Annotated in this window: 24 protein-coding genes and 1 tRNA gene; 16 read left to right on the forward strand and 9 right to left on the reverse strand. The window is 73.1% G+C overall.

Annotation, left to right across the window (positions count from 1 at the left end; genetic code table 11):
- Positions 1-645: a response regulator gene (locus BKA22_RS08660; protein WP_146953271.1), complete on the reverse strand. Its 645-nt coding sequence runs from the start codon at positions 643-645 to the stop codon at positions 1-3.
- Positions 636-1946 (reverse strand): sensor histidine kinase, encoded by a 1311-nt coding sequence (locus tag BKA22_RS08665; protein WP_146953269.1) that lies wholly within the window; start codon positions 1944-1946, stop codon positions 636-638. Before BKA22_RS08665 ends, BKA22_RS08660 begins: the two co-directional genes overlap by 10 nt.
- 185 nt (positions 1947-2131) lie before the next feature.
- On the opposite strand from BKA22_RS08665, the gene BKA22_RS08670 reads away from it, so the two are divergent.
- Positions 2132-2431: a DUF1540 domain-containing protein gene (locus BKA22_RS08670; protein WP_146953268.1), complete on the forward strand. Its 300-nt coding sequence runs from the start codon at positions 2132-2134 to the stop codon at positions 2429-2431.
- A gap of 90 nt (positions 2432-2521) precedes the next feature.
- On the opposite strand, the gene BKA22_RS08675 is transcribed toward BKA22_RS08670, so the two are convergent.
- Together BKA22_RS08675 and BKA22_RS08680 are read right to left on the reverse strand one after the other, a co-directional pair.
- On the reverse strand, positions 2522-3295 hold the full coding sequence (locus tag BKA22_RS08675; protein ID WP_146953267.1) for a phosphotransferase: 774 nt from the start codon (positions 3293-3295) through the stop codon (positions 2522-2524).
- An 81-nt stretch (positions 3296-3376) separates the two neighbouring features.
- Positions 3377-4150, reverse strand: coding sequence for a hypothetical protein (locus BKA22_RS08680; RefSeq protein ID WP_146953265.1), 774 nt, complete (start codon positions 4148-4150; stop codon positions 3377-3379).
- A 152-nt stretch (positions 4151-4302) separates the two neighbouring features.
- Here BKA22_RS08680 and BKA22_RS20135 point away from each other — a divergent pair, with 152 nt between their 5' ends.
- The 4 genes from BKA22_RS20135 (at position 4303) to BKA22_RS08700 (ending at position 10159) form a co-directional block, all read left to right on the forward strand.
- Positions 4303-7149 carry a sigma-70 family RNA polymerase sigma factor gene (locus BKA22_RS20135; protein WP_179561707.1) on the forward strand — a complete coding sequence of 949 codons (2847 nt, stop codon included), beginning with the start codon at positions 4303-4305 and terminating at the stop codon, positions 7147-7149.
- A gap of 289 nt (positions 7150-7438) precedes the next feature.
- Positions 7439-8563 (forward strand): methionine ABC transporter ATP-binding protein, encoded by a 1125-nt coding sequence (locus tag BKA22_RS08690; protein ID WP_223203610.1) that lies wholly within the window; start codon positions 7439-7441, stop codon positions 8561-8563.
- A 20-nt stretch (positions 8564-8583) separates the two neighbouring features.
- Positions 8584-9240: a methionine ABC transporter permease gene (locus BKA22_RS08695; protein ID WP_307725892.1), complete on the forward strand. Its 657-nt coding sequence runs from the start codon at positions 8584-8586 to the stop codon at positions 9238-9240.
- 73 nt (positions 9241-9313) lie between these two features.
- Positions 9314-10159 carry a MetQ/NlpA family ABC transporter substrate-binding protein gene (locus tag BKA22_RS08700; protein ID WP_146953261.1) on the forward strand — a complete coding sequence of 282 codons (846 nt, stop codon included), beginning with the start codon at positions 9314-9316 and terminating at the stop codon, positions 10157-10159.
- Positions 10160-10344: 185 nt separating this feature from the next.
- On the opposite strand, the gene BKA22_RS08705 is transcribed toward BKA22_RS08700, so the two are convergent.
- Together BKA22_RS08705 and upp are read right to left on the reverse strand one after the other, a co-directional pair.
- Positions 10345-10812: a hypothetical protein gene (locus BKA22_RS08705; RefSeq protein ID WP_146953259.1), complete on the reverse strand. Its 468-nt coding sequence runs from the start codon at positions 10810-10812 to the stop codon at positions 10345-10347.
- 264 nt (positions 10813-11076) lie between these two features.
- Complete coding sequence (gene upp, locus BKA22_RS08710; protein WP_146953258.1) at positions 11077-11712, reverse strand: uracil phosphoribosyltransferase; 636 nt, start codon at positions 11710-11712, stop codon at positions 11077-11079.
- Between the two features lie 121 nt (positions 11713-11833).
- Here upp and BKA22_RS08715 point away from each other — a divergent pair, with 121 nt between their 5' ends.
- Positions 11834-12316 (forward strand): nucleoside deaminase, encoded by a 483-nt coding sequence (locus tag BKA22_RS08715; RefSeq protein WP_262926914.1) that lies wholly within the window; start codon positions 11834-11836, stop codon positions 12314-12316.
- Between the two features lie 35 nt (positions 12317-12351).
- Here the strand turns inward: BKA22_RS08715 and BKA22_RS08720 are convergent, their stop codons facing one another.
- The gene (locus BKA22_RS08720; protein WP_146953257.1) at positions 12352-13230 is read right to left on the reverse strand and encodes an NAD-dependent protein deacetylase; all 879 of its coding nucleotides are present in this window, start codon (positions 13228-13230) and stop codon (positions 12352-12354) included.
- A gap of 130 nt (positions 13231-13360) precedes the next feature.
- Here BKA22_RS08720 and BKA22_RS08725 point away from each other — a divergent pair.
- The 5 genes from BKA22_RS08725 (at position 13361) to BKA22_RS08745 (ending at position 15950) form a co-directional block, all read left to right on the forward strand.
- Positions 13361-13450 (forward strand) — tRNA-Ser (locus BKA22_RS08725).
- A 265-nt stretch (positions 13451-13715) separates the two neighbouring features.
- Positions 13716-14030 (forward strand): type VII secretion target, encoded by a 315-nt coding sequence (locus BKA22_RS08730; RefSeq protein WP_146953256.1) that lies wholly within the window; start codon positions 13716-13718, stop codon positions 14028-14030.
- Between the two features lie 8 nt (positions 14031-14038).
- Complete coding sequence (locus BKA22_RS08735; RefSeq protein WP_179561708.1) at positions 14039-15295, forward strand: C2 family cysteine protease; 1257 nt, start codon at positions 14039-14041, stop codon at positions 15293-15295.
- Positions 15292-15558: a hypothetical protein gene (locus BKA22_RS08740; protein ID WP_146953254.1), complete on the forward strand. Its 267-nt coding sequence runs from the start codon at positions 15292-15294 to the stop codon at positions 15556-15558. The genes BKA22_RS08735 and BKA22_RS08740 overlap by 4 nt, the downstream gene beginning before the upstream one ends.
- A gap of 65 nt (positions 15559-15623) precedes the next feature.
- A complete protein-coding gene (locus BKA22_RS08745) occupies positions 15624-15950 on the forward strand; it encodes a hypothetical protein (RefSeq protein ID WP_146953252.1) in 327 nt (108 codons plus the stop codon).
- 90 nt (positions 15951-16040) lie between these two features.
- On the opposite strand, the gene BKA22_RS20140 is transcribed toward BKA22_RS08745, so the two are convergent.
- On the reverse strand, positions 16041-16931 hold the full coding sequence (locus BKA22_RS20140) for an HNH endonuclease (protein WP_179561709.1): 891 nt from the start codon (positions 16929-16931) through the stop codon (positions 16041-16043).
- 243 nt (positions 16932-17174) lie between these two features.
- Here BKA22_RS20140 and BKA22_RS08755 point away from each other — a divergent pair, with 243 nt between their 5' ends.
- Positions 17175-17465, forward strand: coding sequence for a nucleotidyltransferase family protein (locus BKA22_RS08755; protein ID WP_179561710.1), 291 nt, complete (start codon positions 17175-17177; stop codon positions 17463-17465).
- Positions 17466-17513: 48 nt separating this feature from the next.
- Here BKA22_RS08755 and BKA22_RS08760 read toward each other — a convergent pair whose 3' ends face one another.
- A complete protein-coding gene (locus BKA22_RS08760; protein WP_146953247.1) occupies positions 17514-18437 on the reverse strand; it encodes a pseudouridine synthase in 924 nt (307 codons plus the stop codon).
- A 254-nt stretch (positions 18438-18691) separates the two neighbouring features.
- Between BKA22_RS08760 and BKA22_RS08765 the strand changes: the two genes are divergently transcribed.
- From BKA22_RS08765 to BKA22_RS08780, 4 genes are read left to right on the forward strand one after another with little or no spacing between them, the layout of a single operon-like run.
- The gene (locus BKA22_RS08765; RefSeq protein WP_146953245.1) at positions 18692-20143 is read left to right on the forward strand and encodes a DUF3375 domain-containing protein; all 1452 of its coding nucleotides are present in this window, start codon (positions 18692-18694) and stop codon (positions 20141-20143) included.
- On the forward strand, positions 20140-20883 hold the full coding sequence (locus BKA22_RS08770) for a DUF4194 domain-containing protein (protein ID WP_223203609.1): 744 nt from the start codon (positions 20140-20142) through the stop codon (positions 20881-20883). The genes BKA22_RS08765 and BKA22_RS08770 overlap by 4 nt, the downstream gene beginning before the upstream one ends.
- A complete protein-coding gene (locus BKA22_RS20335; RefSeq protein WP_146953244.1) occupies positions 20880-24245 on the forward strand; it encodes an ATP-binding protein in 3366 nt (1121 codons plus the stop codon). Before BKA22_RS08770 ends, BKA22_RS20335 begins: the two co-directional genes overlap by 4 nt.
- The gene (locus BKA22_RS08780) at positions 24245-25363 is read left to right on the forward strand and encodes a Wadjet anti-phage system protein JetD domain-containing protein (protein WP_146953243.1); all 1119 of its coding nucleotides are present in this window, start codon (positions 24245-24247) and stop codon (positions 25361-25363) included. Before BKA22_RS20335 ends, BKA22_RS08780 begins: the two co-directional genes overlap by 1 nt.
- The last annotated feature ends 46 nt before the right edge of the window (positions 25364-25409 follow it).

Below are 25409 nucleotides of genomic sequence, written 5' to 3' on the forward strand. Positions count from 1 at the left end.
CTACCCGCGCAGCCAGGCGAGCACGGCCAGCACCCGGCGGTGGTCGCTGTCGGAGGCGGTCAGGCCGAGCTTGGTGAAGATGTTCGACACGTGCTTCTCCACCGCGCCGTGCGTGACGACCAGGCGCTCGGCGATCGCGGCGTTGGTGCGGCCCTGGGCGACGTGCTCGAGCACCTCGCGCTCGCGGGGGCTCAGGGCGTCCAGGGGCGAACCGACCGGTCGGCGCACGAGCAGCTGGGCGACGACCTGCGGGTCGAGTGCGGTGTCGCCCGCGGCGACCCGGTCGAGCGTCGAGGCGAGGACGTCGAGGTCCTGGACACGGTCCTTGAGCAGGTAGCCCACACCGCCACGGCCGTCGGCCAGCAGGTCGCGGGCGTACGTCTCCTCGACGTACTGCGACAGGACCAGCACGCCGAGCCCTGGCTGCTCCCTGCGCAGCGCGACCGCGGCGCGCAGACCGTCGTCGGTGTGGTCGGGCGGCATCCGCACGTCGACGACGGCGAGGTCCGGCCGATGCTCACGGACGGCGCTCATCAGGTCTGGCGCCGAGCCGACGGCCGCGACGACGGCATGGCCCGCCTCCTGCAGGAGACGGACCAGACCCTCGCGGAGCAGGACGGAGTCCTCGGCCAGCACTACGCGCACGGGATCCTCACGTGGACCATCGTGCCGTGCCCGGCGGCGCTGGTGACCTCGATCGTGCCGTCGACGCCGGCCGCACGGTCGCGCAGCCCGGCGAGCCCGTGCCCGGGAAGCACCTGGGCGCCGCCGCGACCGTCGTCGGTGACCGTCAGGTCGACCACGCCGTCGGCGGTCAGCAGCGTGATGTCGACGTGTGTGGCCCCGGCGTGCTTGGCGACGTTCGCCAGCGCCTCGCAGGCGACGAAGTAGGCGGCGTTCTCCACCGCCGCCGGCAGGCGGGTGCCCTCCGGGACGTCGGTCTGCAGGACGGTCGGCACGGTGCAGGTGACCGCAGCCGCGACCAGGGCGGCGACGAGACCGCGGTCGGCGAGCACGGGCGGGGCGATGCCCCGGCTCAGGGCGCGCAGCTCGGCCAGTGCCTCGTCGGTCTGCCGGCGTGCCTCGGCGATGACGACCCGGGCCTCGTCGACGTCGTCGGTCGACAGCCGTCGCTCCGCGGTCGACAGGTCCATGCCGAGCCGGATCAGCCGCTGCTGGGGTCCGTCGTGCAGGTCGCGCTCGAGCCTGCGCAGCGACTGCGCCTCGGCGTGCACGACCTGGGCGCGGCTGTGCGACAGGTGCTCGACCTGCTGGCGCAGCAGCGCGGAGTCGGAGGACAGCAGCGCCGACCCGAGCGCGGCGTGCATCGCGGTGCAGGCCCGGGGCACCGGCACGAGGGTCGCGGCGAAGACCACGCCGACCACCAGGTCGAGCACCGTGCGCGGCACCCCGGGCAGGAACGCGTCGAGGCCCGTGATCCCGACGTGCGCCTGCGTGCCGTCCGGCAGCAGCGGCGACCAGATCCAGGACGTCAGCCCGACGATCGCGCCCGACCACCAGATGGCGGCGAGCGACCAGGTCGCGACCGCCAGGGGGAGCTGCACGAGACCGTGCACGGCCTCCGCCCACCGAGCCGGGTCCCGCAGGCGGTCCGTGTACCGCCCCAGACCGTCGCCGCGACCGTGCCGGTACACGGGCTCGCCCACCGGATGACCGATCGCCGCGAGGCGGCGTCGTTCCTGGGCGGCGAACCACCCGGCGCCGTCGAGCGTCGCCGCCGCGATCGGCAGGCCGACGACCAGCACCAGGAGCGGCGCCGCCAGCGACAGACCGGTGACGAGCACGGTGAACGAGCACAGGGCCAGCGGCAGGGAGGTCAGCAGGTACCGCGACCTGTCGGCGAGGTCTCGCAGGAACCCGAGGGAGTCGTGCCCGGCGGCAGGTTCAGGAGCGGGTGGCTGCGGCAGCACGGTCGGTGAGGTCATGACTCTCAGTCTGGCGTCGCCGCAGGTCAGCGCGCAGTGACGGCACCTGGCACGTCGCAGGTGGGGTTGTCCCTACCTCTGCCGGCCCGGTCCCACCCGTCGCCGGGCGGAGCTGGGCGCACGGGGCTACCGTCGTCGGGACGGCTCGATCTGCCATCCCTTCGAATCCCCCGACGGAGGACCCCATGAGCACGCTGATGGATCTGCCCGAGGTCTCCGAGTGCTCGGTCGCCGGATGCTCGTACAACGACCACTCGCACTGCCACGCCGCAGCGGTGACGATCGGCGGCGGGAACGGGGACGCGCAGTGCGCCACGTTCATCCCGCTCGGCGTGAAGGGCGGCCTGGACAAGGTGGTCACGCACGTCGGCGCCTGTCAGCGGCAGGACTGCACGCACAACTCGGCGCTGGAGTGCACCGCCTCGGCGGTGCGCGTGGGCGCCGGCCACGACCTGGCCGACTGCCTGACCTTCGCCCACCGCTGACGGCCCGCGCGGACCGAGGTCACGCGGACCGAGGTCAGGGCGCGCGCAGACGCGCAGAGGAGGGCGGGCGAGCAGGGTCGGGCGGAAGGGTCAGCTCGCCTGGCTCGCCGCGTGTGCCTCGGCGAGCTCGTCCAGCAAGTTGCGGACCAGCCGGGCGGCGACCGGCATGAGCTCACGTTCACCGGCGACCAGGCCCGGGTCCTGCTGGCGCACGGCCACGGCGTCCTCGAGGGCGACCCGCGGGTCGATGTGCGCCGAGGCGAGGAACGCGGCGTCGAGCGCCCGTGCTCCGCGGGCGAACTCCCCGTCGTCGTCGACCGCGACCTCGGCCAGGATCAGCGCGGTGAGGGCCACGTCGAGCTCGGCGGTCGCGGTGCGGGCGTTCGCCCAGTCGACCAGCGAGGGCCCGTGCGTGTCGGACAGGATCACGTTGCCGGGGTGCAGGTCGAGGTGCGCGATCACGGGACCGCCGGTCGCGTGCCCCCAGTCGTCGGCGACGCCGGTCGACGTCCAGCCGACCGGTGCGGGGATGGCGTGCAGCCGGGTGTGCAGGTCGGCGAGGATCTCGGCGCCCTCCCGCAGCGGCATCATCCCGGAGACGACGGCCTGCAGCAGGGTGGGGCCGTGCAGGCGCTCCATGACCAGGTCCGGACCGTGCGCCTCGAGGACCCGCGGGGCCGGGTAGCCGTGCGCGACGACGTGCGCGAGGAGCTCGACCTCGCCCGACGCGTCCCGCCCGGAGCGGTAGCGGCGCAGCACGCGCGCCTCGTCGATCGCGTACACGTCGGCGAAGGCACCGGACGCGACGATCGGGCCGAGCGGCGTCGGGACGGTCGGTTCTCCGTGCGTCAGTGCGGGGAGCATGCCATCGACGGTAGGCGTCCGCGGGACGTTTGTCCCGCCGTTCGTCTCACCCGTCGACCGCGGACGACCACGGAGCGGCCCTCAGTTGCGGCCCGCCCGGGTCAGTGCGCGCACCGCCTCGTCGTGCGTGGACGGCAGGGCGCGGTGCCAGATCCGCGCCGGCGCCCGGCACACGTCGGGGCCCAGACCGAGCTCGTCGCAGTGCCGGTCGACCTCGGCGCGCAGGGTGCTCAGACCGGTGTCGACGTCGTCGTGCCGCACGAGCACCGCGAACGCACCGCCGCCGAGCGTGGCCATCGGGTGGCCGTGCCCGTACGTGCCGAGCAGCGCCGCGCCGACGGCCGCCGACCGTGCCAGGCGCAGGAACGGGTGCAGCTCGCCGGCCGCGACGTCGAGCAGGATCAGGCAGTGCTCGGCCGCGGCGGGCCGGCCGACGCGCGCCGCTCGCAGGTAGGTCTCGGCGAGCCGCACGGACAGGTAGTCGCTGGTGGGAAGCCCCGTCTCGGCATCCACGCACGTGGCGGCGACGGTGCCGGCGGCCTGCGCGTCGGCCCAGCCCTCGCAGAAGGCGGTGACGACGGCGAGCGGCGGCTCGGCCGTGCCGGTGGAGCGGTACAGGCACGCGAGATCGTCCAGCGCCTCGGTCACGCCCACGCCGTCGTGCCCGCGCGCGTGACCCAGGCCGTGCGCGGCCGAGGTCGGGTCGCGCTGCTCCAGCACCGCCGACGCCAAGGCGTCGACCGCGGGGTGGTACCAGTCGGACGGGCGCAGCCACGTGCTCGTCGTGCTCTCCTGGCGCCACAGCTCGCGCAGGGCGTCGGGGACGAGCGGCCCGTCCGTGCCCTTGTCCGTCATCACGTGGGATGAGAGAGGTCCCGTCCCTGTTCATGACGCCGGAATCTCGACCAGTGGCGTGCTTTCACCCGTTCGGCGCACTATGGGACTCTTGTGGGACGACTTTGCCGCGAAAATGCGGGTTTCGGGGGGCTTGAACCAGGAGAGTGACGGTGGGCAGGGACGCAGAGCTCGGTCCCGTCAGGGAGGATGCCGAGCTGATCGCCGCGACGCGCGGCGGCGACGCCGGCGCGTTCGGTGAGTTGTACGAGCGCCACTCCGGGGCGGCCTGGGTGGTCGCGCGCCAGTACACCGACTCCCGTGCCGACGCCGACGACGTCGTGGCCGATGCGTTCACCGCCGTGTACTCCGCGCTCGTCGGCGGGTCCGGTCCCGAGGTCGCCTTCCGCGCCTACCTGTTCACCGTGGTGCGCCGGACGGCGTCCACGCGCAGGGAGCAGCTCGCGCGCGTCGCGCCGACCGACGACGTCCGCACGCTCGAGGCCGCGGGCGTGCCCGTGGCCGCCGCCGAAGAACCGGTGCTCGCCGGGCTCGAGGGCGGTCTGGTGGCCGGCGCGTTCCGCTCGCTGCCCGAACGGTGGCAGGCCGTGCTCTGGTACACCGAGGTCGAGGGGCTCGCCCCGGCCAAGGTCGCCCCGCTGCTCGGCCTGACGGCGAACGGTGCCGCGGCGCTCGCCTACCGCGCCCGCGAGGGCCTGCGCCAGGCCTACCTGCAGGAGCACCTCGGACGGGCGACCGACGACGGCTGCCGTTCGGTCTCGGACATGCTCGGCGCCTACGTGCGCGGCGGGCTCGCGGCCCGGGACACGCGTCGTGTCGAGGAGCACCTGGAGGGTTGCGGCCGCTGCCGCACCGTCGTGCTCGAGCTCGGCGACGTCAACCACGGTCTGCGCGGCGTGATCGCGCCCCTGGTGCTCGGTGTCGCGGGCCTGGGCGCGCTCGCGCACGAGCTGCCGGTGGGCGGCGGGCTCGCGGCCGGGGCGGCCGCGACAGGTGGAGCCGCCGGTGCGGGTGCCGCCGGCGCGGCCGGGACGGGCGTCGCGGGGACGGGCGCCGTGGGCGCCGCCGGTGCCGCGACGGGTGCGGTGTCCGTGGGCTCGGCAGGTGCCGGTGCAGGTGCAGGTGCCGCGGCCGGAGGTGCCGCGCTCGCGGGTGCGGGCGCCGTGCAGGGCGCGGCCGTGACGGGCGGGCTCGTGGCGCTGCTCACCTCCGTCCCCGTGGTGGCCGCCGCGGCCGGTGTCGTGGTGGCCGGGGCGCTCGTCGTCACGGGTGTGCTGGGCGGTTTCGGGGGCGGTTCGCCCGAGGCCGAGAGCCCGGTCGTGACGCCCTCGCCCACCCAGACGGACCCGAGCGCATCGCCGCAGGCCACCGAGGAGGCCGCGCCCGCGCCGTCGGCGAGCCCGACCGCGCTCCCCGATGACCTGACCGCACCGGCCGACACGTCCGACGGCACGCTCGTCGACGACCCGGCGGCGGCGCCCGGTACGGACCCGGTGCCCGTCGATCCGCCGGCCGACCCCACCACCGACCCTGTGCCCGTGCCTGCCGCACCGGCGGCCGTGCAGGTCGCGCTCCCTGCCGACGGGCCGGTGCTCGAGGCAGGGCTGGCCGCGCAGGAGCTCGCGTTCGAGGTGACGAACACCGGGGGCACGGCCACCGGGACGTTGACGGCGACCGTCGCGCTGCCCGCCGGGATCTCGGTCGACTCCGCCACGGTGGTCGCCTCGACGACGGTCACGGGTGCGTTCGCTGCCTCCGAGGTCTCCGGGTGGTCGTGCGTGCCGCGCGAGGACCCGGGTGACGGGACCTCGGGTGCGACCTGCGTGCTGAGCAGCCTCGCCGCACGGCAGACCTCACGGCTCGCGCTGCGCGTGTCGGTCGCGGACTCGATCGACGCCGAGCAGGTCCAGATGGCCGTCGAGGTCCGCGGCGCCGGGCTCGAGGTGCGGTCCACCCCGCTGCCGATGCGCATCGCGCCGTCGCCCGCACGCGTCACCTTCGAGGAGATGCCGGGTGCGCTCGAGCTGGCCGCCGGCGGGTCGGGCGAGCTGGTCGTGCCCGTGCGCAACGTCGGGGGTACCTCGACGACCGCGGGTGCTCCGGCGGTCGTGCGGATCTCGCTGCCGGCCGGTGTCGTGCCGAGCGTGCCGTCCACGGTCGACGGGTGGACCTGCACGGCGGTGGACGCCAGTGCGTCGCCGACCGTCCGGTGCGTCCGTGACGTGCTCGCCGGCCGCACGTCGAGCGCGGTCCGGCTGTCGCTGACGGCCACGGGGCAGGCGTCGTCCGCCGCGGCCGCGATCACGGTGGAGTCCGACCCGTCCGGGCGTGGTGCCACGGAGCGACGGACGGTCGATCTCGTGGTGACCCCGGCGCCGGTGCCGACCCCGACGCCGACGCCCGTGCCGACGCCGACGCCTGACGAGACGGCGGGGGCGCTTCCCGACCCGACGCCCACCCCGACACCGACGGCCACCCCGACGCCGACGCCGACTCCGACTCCGACTCCGACTCCGACGCCGACTCCGACTCCGACTCCGACGATCACCCCGTCCCCGACCCCCACCCCGAGCGAGAAGCCGGTCGCGTCCCCGGCGCAGCTGGCGCTCGACGTGCCCGGGTCGATCACGGTCGGACCGGGGTCCGGGTCGCTCCCGCTCGGGATCAGCGTGCGCAACGACGGCGGGACGTCGGCGAGCGACGTGCAGGTGCTGGTCGTCTCCCCGTCGTCGGCCTCGCTCGAGGCGGCCGACGGCGCCGGGTGGACGTGCCTCGGTGGCCGGACCACGGGCCTGCTGCCCTGGTCGTTGCTCGGCGGGCGTCTGGTGCTGTGCACGCTCGACGCGCTGCAGCCGGGTGAGCAGCGCGACGTGCCCGTGGGGGTCCGGGTGCCGTACGGGCAGGTGGGCGAGGGCACGGGGCTGTGGGTCCTGGCCTCGGGCGACGATGCCGGTGACTCCTCGCTGGTGTTCATCCCGGTGGTGCGGGCGGACCGCTGAGCGCAGCACATGTCCATCGGTTGGACATGTGGACACCGGCCGTCTCATCTCGTGGTCCCATGGAGCCATGCCCGACCACCGCGCCCGCACGACCCTTCCGGGTCGAATGCCGTCGTGCGTCGTCGGTCGTCGCCGCTGTTGTTGAGCTGAGCGACTGACGCCCCGGCGCGTCCCCCGCGAGCCCCGTCCGCCGTCGCCCCTGCGCGAACGGCCGGCACCTGCTCCTCGTGCCGAGCACCCCAGCCCTGCCCCGACGTGCTGACGCACGTCACTGCCCCGAAGGCGACCCGTGACAGCTCCCACCAGCGTTCCCCCGCGCATCCACGTCACCGACCTGCGCAAGGTCTACGGCGACGGCGAGCGTGCCGTCGTCGCGCTCGACGGCGTCGACCTCACGGTCGGCCCGGGGGAGATCCACGGCGTCGTCGGTCGCTCGGGTGCGGGCAAGTCGACGCTCATCCGTTGCCTCACGGCCCTCGAGCGGCCGACCGGCGGCCACGTCGTCGTCGACGGCGTCGACATCGCGGCGCTGCCGGAGAAGGAGCTGCGGGCCGCCCGTCGGCGCATCGGTCTGGTGTTCCAGAACGTCAACCTGCTCGACTCGCGCACGATCCTGGCCAACGTGGCGTACCCGCTCGAGGTCGCCGGCGCCGGTCGCGCGCAGCGTGCGGCCCGCGCCCAGGAGCTCCTCGAGATCGTCGGGCTGGGCGACCGCGCCCACGCCTACCCCGCCCAGCTGTCCGGCGGTCAGCGGCAGCGCGTGGGCATCGCCCGGGCCCTGGCGGCCGAGCCGGCCGTGCTGCTGCTCGACGAGCCAACCTCCGCGCTCGACCCCGCGACCACCCGGCAGATCCTCACGCTCGTCCGCGAGCTGCGCGACCGGCTCGGCATCAGCGTCGTCATCATCACGCACGAGATGACGGTCGTCCGCGAGGTGTGCGACACCGTGACGCTGCTCGAGCACGGCAAGGTCGCCGAGCACGGGCCGGTCGGCGAGGTCGTGGCCCGGTACGGCACGCGGCTGGCCCGCGAGCTCATCCCGGTGCCGGACCTGCCCGTGGGGGTCGAGCGGACCCTCGTCGAGGTCGCCTACACCACCGACGACGTGGCCACCCCGCAGGTGCTGCGCGTGGTCGCCGGGCTCGGAGGAGGTGCCGAGGTCGCCGCGGGCGTCATCGAGACGATCGCCGGCCGTCGCGTCGGGCGGCTGCAGCTCGACGTGAGCGCCGAGCAGGTCGAGGCGACGCTCGCTGCTCTGCACGCCGCGGGCCTGCACGCCGTGGTGACCGAACCGGAGGCGCCTGCCGACGCCGACCAGGAGCCGCAGCCGCCCGCGGGTGGGGCGCCAGGACGGCGACCGCCCGCGCCCGATGTCGCCGACGCGCTCCGCACGACGTTCGACCGGGGGCTGTGATGGGCTGGTGGGAGGAGCTGGTGACCAACCCGGTCATCCAGCAGAAGCTGCCGGAGGCGACGCTCGAGACCCTGCAGATGGTGGGGGTGTCCGCGCTGCTGACGGCCCTGCTGGGCCTGCCGTTGGGTCTGCTGCTGCACGCGACCTCCATCGGTGGGCTCACGCCGAACCGCGTGGTCAACTCCGTGGTCGGGTTCGTGGCCAACATCGTGCGCTCGTTGCCGTTCCTCATCCTCATGATCGCGGTCATCCCGCTGACCCGGGCGCTGGTCGGCACGACGCTGCAGTGGAAGGCGGCCGTGGTGCCGCTGACCATCTGCGCGGTGCCGTTCTTCGCCCGGCTCGTCGAGACCGCGGTCCGCGACGTGAACCCCGGCAAGGTCGAGGCCGCCCGGGTCATCGGTGCGACCCGCGTTGGCATCACGGTGCAGGTGCACATCCGTGAGGCGCTGCCCGCCCTCGTCTCGAGCTTCACCGTGACCGTGATCGCGCTGCTCGGCTACTCGGCCATGGCAGGCGTCATCGGCGCCGGTGGCATCGGCGCGCTCGCCATCTCCTACGGCTACCAGCGGTTCGACAACGCCGTGATGGCCGCGTGCGTCGTCGTGCTCGCGGTGTTCGTCGTGGTCGTCCAGGCCGTCGGCGACGTCATCGCCCGTGCGCTGGACCACCGATGAGCCGACCCCCTCAGACCCTCCCGAGCACCGGGAGCCGCACGACCCCGCACGACCGACCGTCCAGGAGGACACGATGAGGAAGACCTTGGGTGCCATCGCACTCACCGCCGCCGCCGCCCTGACCCTGGTCGGCTGCTCGTCCAGCGCCCCGGCGGCCGACGACACCGAGACGACCGCCGCCGCCGGCGAGGTCACCACGCTCACGATCGGCGCGAGCCCGACGCCGCACGCGGAGATCCTGCAATTCGTGCAGGACAACCTCGCGGCGGACGCCGGCCTGAACCTCAAGATCGTCACCTACGACGACTACGTGCTGCCGAACACCGCTCTCGCCGAGGGCGACATCGACGCGAACTACTTCCAGCACCTGCCGTACTTCGAGTCGCAGGTCGCCGAGCAGGGTTACGACTTCGACCACTTCGAGGGCGTCCACATCGAGCCCTACGCGCTCTACTCGAACAAGTGGGAGTCGCTCGACGAGGTGCCGGACGGCGCGAAGTTCGGCATCACGAACGACCCGGGCAACCAGGCGCGTGCGCTCGACCTGCTCGTCGCGAACGACCTCATCACGCTGAAGGACACCGGCGACGCCGACCCGACGCTGCTCGACATCGACCAGAACCCGAAGAACTTCGAGTTCATCGAGACCGCTCCCGAGTCCCTCGTGCGCGCCCTCGACGACGTCGACCTGGCGATCATCAACGGCAACTACGCGCTCGAGGCCGGCCTGAACCCGGCCACGGACTCCCTGCTCATCGAGTCGGGCGTCGACAACCCGTACGCCAACTTCCTGGCGGTGCGCTCGGAGGACAAGGACGACCCGGCGCTGGTCAAGCTCGACGAGCTGCTGCACTCCGCCGAGGTGAAGGCGTTCATCGAGCAGCGGTGGCCCGACGGCGAGGTGCTCCCCGCCTTCTGACGGACCCCTCCTGACGGTCGCGAGACGGCCGTCGGAGGTCGCAGGACAGAGGAAGACCCCGCCGCATCGGATGCGACGGGGTCTTCCTGCGTCCCGGGCCCTCGGGGCTCTGCCCGGCTCGCGGGTTCGCGCCACCGGACCCGGGCAGGTCCCCCGATCCGCGTCGGGTCCGGTGGCGCGGGTCCTCAGCGGGTGTCCCCCGACTCGCCGAGGACGTCTGTGGCCGACGCGTCGAGGACGTCGTCGGGGAGGGGCTGCTGCTCGGTGCCGTCGGGCAGCGGGGTGATCAGGCGCAGGTGCGACAACCGCTCGCCGAACCGGCCGAACTCGACGGACGGGCCCGGGCGCTGCGGCGCGAGCGACAGTGCCGTGTAGGTCTCGGCGGCCGGCAGCAGGTCGAGGGCGGCCTCGCGCAGCAGCTCGGCGACACCGGCAAGGTCGGCCGGGGTGATGGTTCCGCGGGTGGCGTGCCCCTCGGGCGACGACCCGTCCTCGGGCAGGCTGACGTACAGGACGAAGCCCGCACGGCCGGGCGCGAGGGCGGGGGCGACGGGGTCGGTGTCCGTGCGCGCTGCACGGCGCTGGGCGGCGCTGCGCGGGGGCGGTGCGGGGCGGGCGGCCGCGGGTGCGCGGCGGGGTGCTGACAGGCTCATGGGGTTCTCCGTGCGTGGGGGTGGCCGACCGCGGTCGGCGCGGTGGCGGGTCGGTCGGGCGCGAGGGCTCAGTGCCGACAGCACACGGACGTCCCGCGCGCGCAGACGCGCACCGTGGCGGTGCGGTAGCGATGCGTGGGATCTGTCACTGACTGATCGTCACACGGGCGCGCAGGGGCGCCCAAGCGATTTCGCGCCCGTCTCAGGGGGTGGAACAGTGCGCGTCAGCGGGTCGGGTGACCCGGACGCACAGGTGGCGAAGGGTCAGACGATGCCGTACAGGCGGTCGCCCGCGTCCCCGAGGCCGGGGACGATGTACGCCTTCTCGTTGAGTCGCTCGTCGACCGCCGCGACGACGACGGACACGTCGGCCCGGTCGCCCACGTGGTCCTCGACGACCTTCAGGCCCTCCGGCGCGGCCAGCAGGCACACCGCCGTGACGTCCCGGGCGCCGCGCGCCAGCAGGTAGTCGATCGCTGCGACCAGGGTGCCGCCGGTGGCGAGCATCGGGTCGAGCAGGAAGCACTGCCGGCCGGAGAGGTCCTCCGGCAGGCGGTTCGCGTACGTGATCGCCTCGAGGGTCTCCTCGTCGCGCTGCATGCCCAGGAACCCGACCTCGGCGGTCGGCAGCAGGCGGGTCATGCCCTCGAGCATGCCGAGACCGGCACGCAGGATCGGCACGACGAGCGGGCGCGGGTCGGCGAGCTTGGCGCCCGTCGTCGTCGTGACCGGGGTCTCGATCTCGACCGGCTCGGTGTGCACCTCACGCGTCGCCTCGTACGCCAGGAGCGTGACGAGCTCGTCGACCAGCAGACGGAAAGTCGGCGACTGGGTGTTCTTGTCGCGGAGGACCGTGAGCTTGTGGGTGACGAGCGGGTGGTTCGCGACGTGCAGGCGCATGGACCCAACCTACCGTGCGTCCCACGTGCTGGACGCCCGTCGAGGCCCTGTGGAGGCGGCGGACGCGGTGCGATCGGTCACGTCGGGCGTGCGGCGGACGTCCACCGGGCAGGATGGGCGCGTGCGACCGGAACGCCGCGGCCTACGGGTCGACGACGAGCAGGCCATGGGTCTCGCGCTCGACGAGGCCCGGGCGGCTCTGGCGACCCTCGACGTACCCGTCGGGGCCGTGGTGCTCGACGCCGACGGGCAGGTGGTCGGGCGCGGGCGCAACACCCGTGAGGCGCACGCCGACCCGACCGGTCACGCCGAGGTCATGGCCCTGCGCGACGCCGCCGCACGCCTGGGGCGGTGGCGCCTGGACGGCTGCACGCTCGTCGTCACGCTCGAGCCGTGCCTCATGTGCGCCGGGGCGGTCGTGCTCGCGCGCGTCGACAGGCTCGTGCTCGGGGCATGGGACCCGAAAGCCGGTGCGTGCGGCTCCCAGTGGGACGTCGTGCGGGACCGGCGGCTCAACCACCGGGTCGAGGTCGTCGGCGGCATCCGTGAGCAGGAGTGCGGGGACCTGCTGCGCGCGTTCTTCACCGAGCACCGCGAGGTCTGAGCGGTCGTCGCCGGGCCTGAGCGGACGACCGCCGATCAGTGCGCCGCGGTGCGGTGCGGGGGAGCGGGCAAGGTCTCGGCCAGGTCGCTGAGCGTCTCGGACGTCCCCGCGTCGAGCGTCACCGCCGCGTACCGGTCGCCGCGCGTGGCCCCCCGGTTCACCACCACGACCGGCATCCCGCGCTGCGCGGCGTGCCGCACGAACCGCAGGCCCGACTGCACCGACAGCGACGACCCCGCCACCAGCAGGGCGTCCGCGGCGTCCACCAGCGCGAACGCCTGCTCGACGCGGGCACGCGGCACCGTCTCACCGAAGTACACGATGTCCGGCTTGAGCATGCCTCCGCACGCCGCGCAGTCCGCGACCACGAAGTGCGCCGTCTGCTCGATCACCGCATCCGCGTCCGGCGCGATCTCCACGTCGCCGACCTGCTGCACCTGCTCCACGAACCCCGGGTTCAGGGCGTCCAGCCGGTCCGCCAGCTCCGCGCGGGGGATGACCCGACCGCACCCCAGGCACAGCACCCGGTCGTACCGGCCGTGCAGGTCCACGACGTTCCGCGAGCCGGCCGCCTCGTGCAGCAGGTCCACGTTCTGCGTGATCACCCCCGTCACCACGCCGCGGTCCTCCAGCGCCGCCAACGCCCGGTGCCCTGCGTTCGGCAGCGTCCGGTTCACGTGCCGCCAGCCGACGTGGTTCCGCGCCCAGTAGTGCCTCCGGAACGCCGCGTCGCCCACGAACTGCTGGAACGTCATCGGTGTCCGCTGCGGGGAGTCGGGGCCGCGGTAGTCCGGGATCCCCGAGTCCGTCGACACCCCGGCGCCCGTGAGCGCCGCCAGGCGGTGCCCGGCGAGCACGTCGACGACGTCCGCGAGGGACGACGCGGTCATCGGGCGGGCGTCGGAGGGGGTCATACGACCACGGTACGTCCGGGTGCGCCGGGGGTCGCGGGGTGCACCGTCGGGGCTCCTCCGCGGCCGACAGGGTGCGCGGTCCGGGCCCGATTCGGAGGCAGGGGCTCCGACCCGGTACTCTTCTGCGCGAGGTAGCGTGTCCGAGCGGCCTAAGGAGCACGCCTCGAAAGCGTGTGTGGGTGAAAGTCCACCGTGGGTTCAAATCCCACCGCTACCGCCAACGATGTCCCAGACGTCGACGACAGCCCGAACCCGGATCAGGGTTCGGGCTGTCGTGCTTCACGGGCTCCCCGGCCGTGCGTCCCGCGGAGCCTGCACCGGGGAGCGGCGTTCGTCCTCACCTGGCCGCTCGCGACGCCAGAGCACGTCTGTCCCGCACCGTCGTGCACCGGCCCGGGTGGGTGACCGGCGCTGTGGACACGCGGCGGGGAGGGCCGTTGACGTCTGCGACGATCCTGTGATCAGCCACGGCGAGGGGATGGGCCTTGGACGGCTTCGTGCTCGACACGGCGGACCTGCGGCGGGCCGCGCGGCGAGCCGAGGGCGTCGAAGGCGCCATGACCGAAGCGCGCCCGGACGGCATGCCGTCGGGTGACGGGGTCTTCGGCTTCGCGGTGCTCTCGTCGGCCGTGCGCCGGTACGCCCAGACGCTCGACACGCGGCTCGTGGCGCTGGCTGACGATGTCCGGCACGTGGGGGAGTCGCTCGACGCGAGCGCCGGCGCGTACGAGATCACCGACGAGGGCGTCGCCGACGCCCTATCGCGGCTCCGTCGGCGTCTACCAGGGGTCGGGCAATGAGTCGCGGTGTGCTGCCCGGCGATCCGTCTGGGGTGCGGGCAGCAGCAGGGCTGCTTGTCCGATCGGCGTCGGCGTCGCGGGGCGCGGGCGGCGATCTCCTGCGGCTGCGCGAGTGCGCGTGGGAGGGCGCGGCGGCTGACGCCTTCCGTGCGAAGGTGCGGACGGCCTCCGACGAAGCGGACGCCGTCGCGGGGGCCTTCGAGCGAGGTTCACGGGTGCTCCAGGCATACGCGGATGTTCTGCAATCGCAGATGCAGGCCGCTGACGCCGCCGAGGAGGTCTGGTCGAACGCTCGGGAGCGGGCGCTCCTGACGCCGCTGGACCTCGTGGCGCTGCTGGACGTCCGGCGGGCCGTCGATGCTCGTCACGCTGCTGTCAGCACAGCCCAGCGCGCCGCGATCGACGCGGCCGCGCAGCTCGACGGGATACTCGGCCCTGTTGGGTGGGGCGAGCACTGGTGGGACCCGTTCGGTTGGGGCGACAGCGACGACGTGACGGTGCCCGACCGTGGCGTCGACGGCTCGATCCTGAACGACGGCTCGTGGGACCCCGGCTCCGTGCATCAGGGCAAGCTCGGTGACTGCTACCTGATGGCCTCCATCATGGGCCTGCTCAACAGCGACGACGGTGACCAGTGGGTAAAGGACAACATCCGCTGGGACGCGGCCCGCGAGGGCTACTGGGTGACCCTGTACCCGTTCGAGAAGCCGGTCGAGTACTTCGTCGACAGGGTTTACGACCAGGGCGCGACCGAGCCCGGGGACGGGCTTCTGTTCTGGTCGAGCAGCAAGCCGAGTATCGCCGCCCTCTACGAAGCTGCCGCCGCGCAGGAACTCGGCTACCGCGAGTTGGCGAGCGGCGGCACGTCCGCCGAGGCGCTCGCCCTCCTCACCGGGAAGCACGCGACGAGCTACGAGCGGGTGTATGGCGACGGGTACGCGGGCAGCCTGCCGGAGATCCGTGCCGCACTGGACTCGGGTGCTTCGGTGGTGGCGTCGTCCGACCGCTACTCGACGTCGCTCAGCGGCCAGTCGCATCTGATCGAGGCGGAGACGGTCGCCGCGGACGGGGGGACCGAGGTCGTCGACCTGCGGATCGCCACGATGCACACGTACATGGTCGACCGGGTCGACGCCGACGGCGGGGTCTGGCTGCGCAACCCGTGGGGAGAGGGCAACTCCTACGACGACGGGGTCGAGTTCAAGGTCGCAGCAGACGACTTCGCCGACATCTTCTACGACGTGAGCGCCTCGGGGGCCCGATGAGCACGGAGCGGTTCGTCTTGCGGCACGGCGGGCAGCAGCGGCTCACTGGCGCGCTCGTCTCCGTCGGGTGGGTGGGGGTGCTCGATAGCGGCGCACCCGGTGCCGAGGTCGGCATCGCGAGCCCGTCGGGGCGCGCGGTCGAGGCGGTATCGGCGGGCGGCGCCATCGCCGTGCCGGGTGCCGGGACGCTGCATGTGCGGGATGTGTTGCTCGGTCGAGCTGAAGAACGCGGCCGCATCGCGTGCGAGTGGGAGGCATCGTGAACGAGCCGGAGCCGACGAACGAGCCCCGAGGATCACGCCGGCGAAGCTGGCGGACGATCGTCGCTGTGGCGGTCGGGGTCGCGCTGGTCGCGGTCGGGGTCGTCGCGGTCTCCGACGACTGGGTGTTCTGGGGTGAGCGCGTCCGCCTGAGCAGCGGCGTCGAACATCACCTCAACGGCGCCGTGGTGGTGGTCGGCGCCGTCGCAGGGGACGACGCGCGCGCCGAGGTCACCGTGACGCGCGGCGGCGAGACGGTGACAGACGTGCTCGGGCCCGGGGAGCAGCTGCGCGTGGCCTGGTGGGGGACGCTCACCGTGCGGGAGGTTGAGTACGTCGGGTCGGTGGGGGAAGTCGGAGGAGTGCTCGACGTCGTGGTGACGACCGGGTCGTGACGTGATGGGCTTCCGTGGCCTCGCGCCGTTGAGCTGGGTGTTGACGTCCTCGAGGCCCGAGACCGGCGCCGTGAGTTGATGACTCCGGCGTCACTGTGTCGCGAACAGGTCCCAACGGGCAGCCAGCAGTTCCCTGTCCGGGTGGTCCCTCGGACTGGTCGGCAGCGTCAGGGTCCGGCCGTGCATCTCCTGCAGGCCGTGCCGCAGCATCGGTCCGTCGACCTCCTCCAGCAGCTCGCGGTCGATGTGCACCACGTAGTCCGGGGAGACGCCGAGCATCTGCTGGTCGAAGGCCGCATGGTGGATCTTGCACAGCGCGAGACCGTTCGGGGTCGTCGGGATCCCCTTCTCGGAGGAGTCCGGGGCGATGTGCGCGGCGTCGAGCAGGGAGCCGTGCTTCAGCTCGCAGACCGCGCACCGGGTTCGGTAGGCGAGCAGGACGCGGGTCCGGAACGCGGGCTGGTGGAGGCGCTGCTTGGCGAGGCGGAGGGCGTAGCGACGCTGGGGTTCGCTCAGGTGGCGGACATCGGGCATGTAGCGGAACGACTCGTCGAGGGCGATGAGGAACGCGCGCTCCTCCGGCACGTCGTCGACCACGTAGACCGGCGCGATCGGCGTGTAGTAGTTCGGCGTCTCCTTGCGGAACAGGACCAGCGGCATGCCAGTGTTGATGGCGTTGCGGAGCTTGCGGTTGTCGCCGCCGTCCGGGTCGCCCTTGCGGTACGCGTAGTGCAGCAGGCCGTCCTCGGGGTCCTCGGCGTCGTCGTACGGGCCGTGCGCGGACTGCACGATCGCGAGGGTCGAGGAGAAGCCGGACGGGTTACGGATGCCGCGCGAGTAGTCGATGAGGGGGAGGTCGCGGCCGCCGGTGCGGTAGGAGAGCAGCTCGTGGCGGTGCAGGAAACCGCCATTGGCCTCGGCGCGCTGCTGGATCCACTCGATGATCTGCGCACGGAGGGCGGCTTCGACGGCTGAGTCCACGACCAGGAGCTCAACAGGCGAAGGCCGTCGTGGCAAGCATCGCGGCCGCCATGCGGGCCGCAGCGCGTCATGGGGGTGCAGGTGCGAGGGCGCAGTCGGTGTTCCCCGGGTCCTCACGCCCGAGCAGACCTGCGCCTTCATCGAGGCCGCACTCCGCGACGGCAGGCGAACTGCCCGCCCGGGGGTTGGGCGGCGGGTGCAGGCAATAGGGTCGTCCCGAGCGACCGGAGGAGGTGGATCCCGATGTCAAGGCCCTCGGAGGAGCTTGAGCGTCATCGCGGCGCGGTCCTCGACCTCGCGCTCCGGGCCGGGCTCTCGGACATCCGGGTGTTCGGGTCCGTCGCCCGCGGCGAGGACCACCAGGGCTCGGACCTTGACCTTCTCGCGACTCTGCCGCAGGACATGGGGCTCTTCGAGCTTGTCGGTCGGGAGCAGGCGCTTGAGGACATCCTCGGGGACCGGGTGGACATCGTCGATGCCAGGTCCCGGTCCCGGGTCATCGAGCGGGCCGTGGTCGAGGCAATACCGCTGTGAGCACCGCCGATGAGTCGGCGGAACGCGACGACCTGACCAGGTGGAGGGTCAGGAGCCGGCCGCGAGCGGCAGGCGGCGGACGCTGCGGAAGCGGCGCGGCTCGTCGTCGAGGGGGTCGGTGAACGCGAGCTCGCCGGCGAGGAGCTGCAGCGGGTGGCTGAAGTCGTCCACGGGGACGTCGTGCACGTCCGGGTAGAGCGGGTCGTCGACGATCGGGATGCCCAGGCCGAGCAGGTGCAGGCGTAGCTGGTGGGTGCGGCCCGTGCGGGGCGTCAGGCGGTAGATGCCGTGCTCGCCGACCTGCGACTCCAGCTCGATGCGCGTCTCGGCGTTGACCGGCGCACCCGGCACGACCTGCGCCCGCAGCTGCCCGCGTTCTTTGTGGATGTGGTTGCGGACGACGGTCGGCAGTGTCAGGTCGGGGCTCAGGGGTGCGAGCGCCCAGTACGTCTTGTGCATCGCCCGGTGCTCGAAGACCGACTGGTAGGGCGCGCGCCACCGCCGCTCGGTGGCGAGCATCAGCAGGCCGGAGGTGATCCGGTCCAGCCGGTGCAGCGGGGACAGCTCCGGCAGGCCGAGCTCGTCGCGCAGCCGGACGACGACGCTCTGCGTGACGTGCCGACCGCGGGGGATCGAGGAGAGGAACGCCGGCTTGTCGACCACCACGAGCCGCTCGTCGCGGTGCACCACGTGGATCGTGCCGGGCACGTGCGGCTCGTCGCGAAGGTCGCGGTGGAACCAGACGAACGTGTGGGGCGTGTAGGGGTCGTCCTCGCGTACCGGGTGGCCGGACTCGTCGACGAACCGTTGCTGCGCCAGCATCCCGGGGACGTCGACGCCGTCGGGGAGGCGGTCGCGCAGCCAGGTGCCCATCGTCGGCCACGGGTGCACCCCGGACGGGTCTCGGTCCGGGGTGCGCAGCCACGCGGCGGCCAGGCCGTGGCGCGCGGGCAGCGGGGAGCGGGGAGGCACGTGGCGATGCTACGAGCCGGGTGCGGGTCCGGTCTGGCCCATGAGGTCCCCGGTGGTCGCCTCGCCCTGACGCTGGAGTGCCTCGGCGGCCCTCGTGAGTAGGTCGCTCAACAGGTCGGGTTCCGCCGGGCGGGCGAGGCGCGGACCTGCGGCCGAGGCAGGCCAGCGTCGCACCTGCCAAGTGAAGTGTGAAGTTGGGTGTGATGTCCGCGAAGTAGGGGTGGGCGTCGGAGCGTCTCGCTACGGTCGGTTCCATGAGCACGCTGCGCACCGCGCTCGCGGCCGACCGCATGACGGTCGAGAGCCCCGCCTGGGGGCTGCTGCGCTCGAGGCACGCGGCGGCGGCAATCGCGCTGCTCGGGGAGCACCTGGCCGGGGACGTGCGTCGGCGCGCCGCTCCCGACCTGTTCGAGCGGATTGATGACGACCTGATCTCGCTCCGCGAGAACGGGTTCGAGCTGCCGAGCGCCGCCCGCGTGTACTGCGACGCGTGGCGGGCCGACGGCGTCCTGGTACGTCGTGCGGTCGAGGGCACGCGCGAGGAGACCTACGAGCTCTCGGACGGCGCACTCGTCGCCATCCGGTTCGTCACGCAGTTACTCGAACCTCGCTCCTCGGTGACCGAGTCCCGGCTGACGACCATCCTGGAGCGTCTGCACGAGCTCGCGGTCGCGACCGATCCGCGAGCGGCCTCACGCCTCGCGGCACTCCAGGCGCAGCGCGCGCGGATCGATGCCGAGATCGAACGCGTCGCCTCCGGGCGGTACGACGTGCTGCCCGTCGACCAGGCGGCCGAGCAGGCCCGTGACCTGCTGTCGCTCGCAGAAGAGCTGCCGGCCGACTTCGCGCGGGTCCGGGCCGAGATGGAGCACATCAACCGGTCGCTGCGCGCACGCCTCGTCGAGGACGTCGGCTCGCGCGGCACCGTCCTCGACGACGTGTTCCGCGGGGTTGACCACCTGGCCGAGTCGGACGCCGGGCGCAGCTTCCACGGGTTCTACGCGCTGATCCTCGACACGGAGCAGGTCGCCTCCGTCGAGGACGACGTCGACTCGGTGCTCGGCCGCGACGTGGCCCGCGCGCTCACGGACCGGCAGATCCGCACGTTGCGCCGGCTGCTGCCGACCCTTCAGGACGCCGGAGGCGAGATCCACGACGTGATGACCGCGTTCTCGCGGAGCCTGCGCCGATTCGTGCAGACCGACGAGCTGATCGAGCACCGCGAGGTGCAACGACTGCTGCGCGAGGCCCAGCGCGAGGCCGTTGCGCTGGCCGGCATGGTGCCACCATTCGCTCGGCTCCAGGTGGAGCTGGCGTTGTCGTCGGTGACGATCGACCCGGTCACCGCCCTCGCGCTGCACAACCCGGCCGACCACCGCACCGCCTCGGACGTGCACTCGCAGGAGGGGGCGGACGTCGACTGGGCGGCACTCGTCGAGGAGGCCCGCGCGTCCGAGATCGACCTCGCGGAGCTGCGTGCGGCGGTCAACGAGACGATCGCCCGGCGGGGTGCGGCGACCATCGCCGAGATCGTGGCGGACGTCCCACCGACCCAAGGGCTCGCCGGGGTGGTCGGGCTGCTGCTCCTCGCGCAGGAGCATGCCACCGGGCTCGAGGGGACCGAGCCGCTCACCTGGTTCTCGCCGACGGGCGTCGCCCGGGCGGGGCGGGTTCCGCGCATGCTGTTCACCGTGGGGGTGCCGTGACCATCGACGAGCTCGAGCAGGCCGACGAGCCGGGGGCGGCGTGGCCGCCGACAATGCCCGACGGGACGGACGGCCGAACGGACGACGTGACCCGGCTGTGGCCCGGCGACGCGGGGACCCTGCTGGCCGGGTCGCGGCGGGCGCTGGTGCAGCTGCTGCGCGGACCGTACCTGTCCGCCGCCCGTCACGCGCAGCTGTGGGGTGCGCTGCAGCGGGACGAGCCGGCCGTGCGCGCACGCCTGGCAGACCTGTACCTCGAGCTCATCGTCGACCTCGACGAGCAGATCGCGTTCGTCCGCAACGTCGACGTGGACGAGGTCGACGCACCCCGGGTGGTCCGCACGGCTCCGTTGACGTTCATGGACACCGCGATGCTGCTCCACCTGCGCCAGCAGCTGCTGACTGCCAGCGCCGGTGAGCGTGCGATCGTCGGGCAGGACGAGGTGCAGGATCACCTCGCCGTCTACCGCCCGCCGGGCGACGCGGACCCGGCCGGCTTCGCAAAGCGGGTCAACGCGTCCTGGGAGAAGCTCAAGCGGTACGGCATCCTGGCCCCGACCAGCACCGAGGGGCGGTTCGAGGTGTCCCCGGTGCTGCGGTTGGTGTTCGGACCGGACCAGATCGCGGCCGTACGCGCGGAGTACGCGCGGCTCGGTGGTCACGGAATCGTGAACTCACCGCTCGACGTGGCCGGGGCCGCGGGTTCGTCAGCGACCGAGGACGACGGAGGTGCCGAGTGAGCGCGGAGACCGATGTGCAGCAGCGCAGTGAACCGTCGAGCACGCCGACGGACCCGGTGCACCCCGGGCAGTGGCGGCTCGGCCGCGTCGAGCTGGTCAACTGGGGCACGTTCGGCGATCACCACGTCGTGGACGTCGCGCGGCGGGGCTTCCTGCTAACGGGCCACTCCGGGTCGGGCAAGTCCTCGCTCGTCGATGCCGTCACCGCGGTGCTGACCCCGCCGGCGAAGGTCCGGTTCAATGCCGCCGCCGCCGATGTGGGGGCTCGCCGTTCTGACCGGACCGTCGCCGCCTACGTGCGGGGCGCGTGGCGCCGGCAGACCGACGAGACCACCGGGGAGGTCGTCAGCGACCACCTCCGCACGGGCGCGACCTGGAGCGGGATCGCGCTGCGGTTCGGTGACGGTACGCCTGACGGGGCGCCGGTGACCCTGGTCAAGCTCTTCCACCTTCGGGCCGGTGAGAACACGAACCCGACCGAGCTGCACGTGATGCTGACCGGTTCGCTGGACCTGCTCGACCTGCAGCCCTATGCACGTGACGGCCTGCAGACCCGGGCGATCAAGGCTGCCTGGCCGGACGCGATCGTCACGGACCGGCACTCGGTGTTCGCGGCGCGGTTCTGCCGCACGCTCGGCATCGGCGGCGACAACGCGCTGCAGCTGCTGCACCGGACGCAGTCGGCGAAGAACCTCGGGTCGCTGGACGACTTGTTCCGGGGGTTCATGCTCGACGAGCCGGCGACGTTCGCGCACGCCGAGACCGCGGTTGAGCAGTTCACCGAGCTCGCCTCCGCACACGCGCACGTCGTGACCGCCCGGCGGCAGATCGACCGGCTCGCACCACTGCGCGCCCTGGCCGGCGGGTACGACGAGGCGCAGGACGAGGCCCGGGCGCGCGGTGCCCTCCTGGAGTCGCTACCTGCCTTCACCGACGCCTGGCTGCTGGAGCTGGCCCGCACCGAGCGCACCGCGCTGGCGGATACCGAGGAGCAGGCACGGCATCGGTGGGAGAGCGCCCAGCGCGCCGTGGAGGTCGCCGAGCAGGAGGCGCGCAGCGCCCAGCTGGTCGTCCTCCAGAGCGGTGGCCAGGCGCTCGCGCTGCACCGGGCGTCGCTCGAGCGGGCGCAGGCCGCGCTCGAGGCGGCACGCCGGCGCCGTGTGCAGATCGGGGGGCGCCTCGCCGAGGTGGGGGTCGCGGCGCCGACGACCTTCGCGGAGTTCACCGAGCTGCGGGGCACCGCTCAGCGGGAGCGCGAGGACCACGACCGGGCTCGCGCCGAGCACCGCGTGCAGCTGCACGCGCTGTACTCCGCGGCGACGGATGCCCGCCAGGCGCTCGATGGCATCGACCGGGAGCTCGTCGCCCTCCGGCGCGCGCAGTCGAACCTCGACGCATCCCTCCTCGAGGCGCGCACCGTCGTCAGCCGCGCCACGGGCCTGGCGCCCGACCTGTTGCCGTTCGTCGGTGAGCTGGTGCAGGTGCGGCCCGAGCACGCCGCCGAGTGGCAGGGGCCGATCGAGCGCGTCCTGCGGCCGCTCGCGACCGTGATGCTGGTGCCGGCCGTGCACCGGGAGACGGTGCTGCGCGCCGTGAACTCGCACCACCTGCGGTCGCGGCTCGTGCTGGAGATCGTGCCGGCGCGGGTGGAGCCGCCGCGGCTCGTGGGCGACCCGGGGTCGCTCGTCCACCGGGTGCAGGTCAAGGACGGACCGTCTCGTGCGTGGGTCGAGGAGACGCTCAGCCGGCAGTACGACTACCCGTGCGTGGCCGACGAGTCCGACCTGGCCGGCCTGGACCGCGGTGTCACGCGGGCGGGTCTGGTCAAGCGGGGGGCTCGTCGGCACGAGAAGGACGACCGGTTCGCCGTCGACGACCGCGGCCGTTGGGTGCTCGGGTTCGACAACGCGGACAAGGTGGATCTGCTCCTCGAGCGTCGCCGGGCCGCGGCGAGCGCGCTGGAGCAGGCCGAGACGCGGATCGAGGCCGCCAGCGACGTCGCCGACAGGGGTCGCGACCGGCTCTCCGCGCTCCGTGTCCTCGACGACGTCGAGTGGTCTGAGCTCGATGTCGAACAGGCCGCGGCCGACGAGGCGCGTGCCAGGACCGCGTACGCCGCGCTGCTCGCCGGAAGTGCCGACCTGCGGGCCGCACAGGCGCACGCGGACACGGCCGAGGTCGCCGCCGCTGAGGCCCGAGAGTTGGCCCGCGGTGAGCAGACGGCGCACACCGAGGCGCGGCAGGAACTGGCCGCCGTAGACCGCACCATCCGCGAACGGGAGCAACGCAGCGTCGAACCCGTTCCGCTGGCGCACCATGCCGAACTCGAGCAGCGCTTCTACGCCGTGCAGCGGTCGGTGCGTCACGACATCGTCGATCGGCTCTCGCGCACCGTGCAGTCGCGGCTGCAGAGCGAACGGGAATCGGCGACACGCCGCGCCTCCGAGTCGGCGCAGCACATCACCAGCCTGCAGGCGGCCGTCCGGCACGAGTGGCCGGCGCTCACCGGCGACCTCACGGACGGCGTCGAGGACCGTGCCGGGTACCTGCAGGTGCTCGCCCGGTTGGAGACCGACCGGCTGCCCGACTTCGAGGAGCGGTTCTTCGGTCTGCTCGAGACGCAGTCGCAGCGCAACATCGCCCAGCTCGCTGCGGTGATCCGGCGTGCCCCGGGGGAGATCCGGGACAAGATCGTGCCGATCAACGACTCCCTGCTCCGGTCGCCGTTCGACCGGGGTCGGTTCCTGCAGATCAAGGTCGACGAGAACCGCAGCCAGGCGGTGCAGGACTTCCTGACCGACCTCAAGGAGATCACCAGCGGCTCCTGGGCCGAGCAGGACCGGGCAGCGGCAGAACGGAAGTTCGACGTCATGGCGCGGGTGATGCGCCGGCTCGGCTCGTCCGAGACGGCCGACCGCACCTGGCGCACCGCGTGCCTGGACACGCGTCGGCACGTGCGCTTCACCGGTATCGAGGTGGACACCGAGGGCGTCACGGTCAATGTGCACGACTCCAGCGCGGGACTGTCAGGCGGGCAGCGGCAGAAGCTCGTGGTGTTCTGCCTGGCGGCGGCCTTGCGCTACCAGCTCACCGACGAGGGTGAGGACCGGCCACGGTTCGGCACGGTGATCCTCGACGAGGCGTTCGACAAGGCCGACGCCACGTTCACGCGGATGGCGATGGACGTGTTCGTCGAGTTCGGGTTCCACATGGTGTTGGCGACCCCGCTCAAGCTCCTGCAGACCTTGGAGGACTACGTCGGTGCGGTGGGCCTGGCGACCTGCACCGACTTCCGGGCCTCCCGCGTCGGGCTCGTCACAGTCGAGGACGCGCGTGACGTCGCGCGGGCCGGGGAGGTCTGATGGCTCCCGCACCCGTCGCGGTCGCTGAGGCGCGGCACCGGGCCGCCGCCCTCTACGAGCGGCGAGCGGCGACGTGGGCCACGGGCTCGGCGGCGGAGGACGGTCCGTTGCTGGACCTGCCGTTGCACCCGCCCAGTGAACGGGCCGCGCTTGCTGACCAGGCCGCAGCCGTCGACTGGGTCGGCTGGTGGCGCGGGGTGCCCGGTGTCGTGTGGGGCACGCGCCAGTGGGCCAGCCTCGGCCAACAGAAGGTGCCCGAGCGGCTCACGCTGCGCACGCCCGCGGACCTCGCACGGTTCGCCGGCACCTCATCCCACTGGACGAGGCTCTCGACGCGCTGCGCGGACATGCTCGACCGGTGGGGTGACGCGGTGCGGCCCGTGCTGCGTCGGCACGCCCGCACGATCCACCAGGTCGACGAGATCGACCTGCACCGGCTGCACGCGGTGGTGACCTGGCTCGTGGAGCACCCCGACTCGGGCCTGTACCTGCGACAGATCCCGGTGGAGGGTGTCAGTACCAAGTGGGCGGAGGCGCACCGGTCGCTGCTGATCGGCCTGGTCACCGCCATGACAGGGCGGCCCGGGCTCGGGTTGCTCGACCCGCCGTCGCTGGTGCGGGTCCGGTTCCTCGACGCCGCGCTCGCCCCCGGTGGGTTGCGCGACCTCGCGGCGCCCGCACGTGAGTTGGCCGGGCTCGCCGTGGCGGGCGCACGGGTGCTCGTCGTCGAAAACCTGCAGAGCCTGCTCGCCCTGCCGGATGCCTCGGGGGTGATCGCGGTGCACGGCTCCGGCTACGCCGTCGACCGCCTCGGCGAGATCGGGTGGATTCGTGAGCGGCCGGTCGACTACTGGGGTGACCTGGACCGGGACGGGTTCGCGATCCTCGACCGGTTGCGTGCGCACTGCCCTGACGTCCGGTCGGTGCTGATGGATGCCGAGACCCTGCTCGACCACCGGCACCTGTGGACGCCCGACCCGACCGACGGGCAGGCGGTGCTGGGTCGGCTCACGGGGGAGGAGCTCGCGGTGGTTGCGCTGCTGGCCGACCACGGGGGTGTGCGGCTGGAGCAGGAGCGGCTGCGGTGGGACTGGTGCCTGGAGCGGTTGGGGCTGTGACGACGCCGCCGACGACGTAGCGCGCATAACTTATGCGATATCCGTG

It is taken from the genome of Cellulomonas soli, from assembly GCF_013409305.1.
GTDB classification, from domain to species: Bacteria; Actinomycetota; Actinomycetes; order Actinomycetales; family Cellulomonadaceae; genus Cellulomonas; species Cellulomonas soli.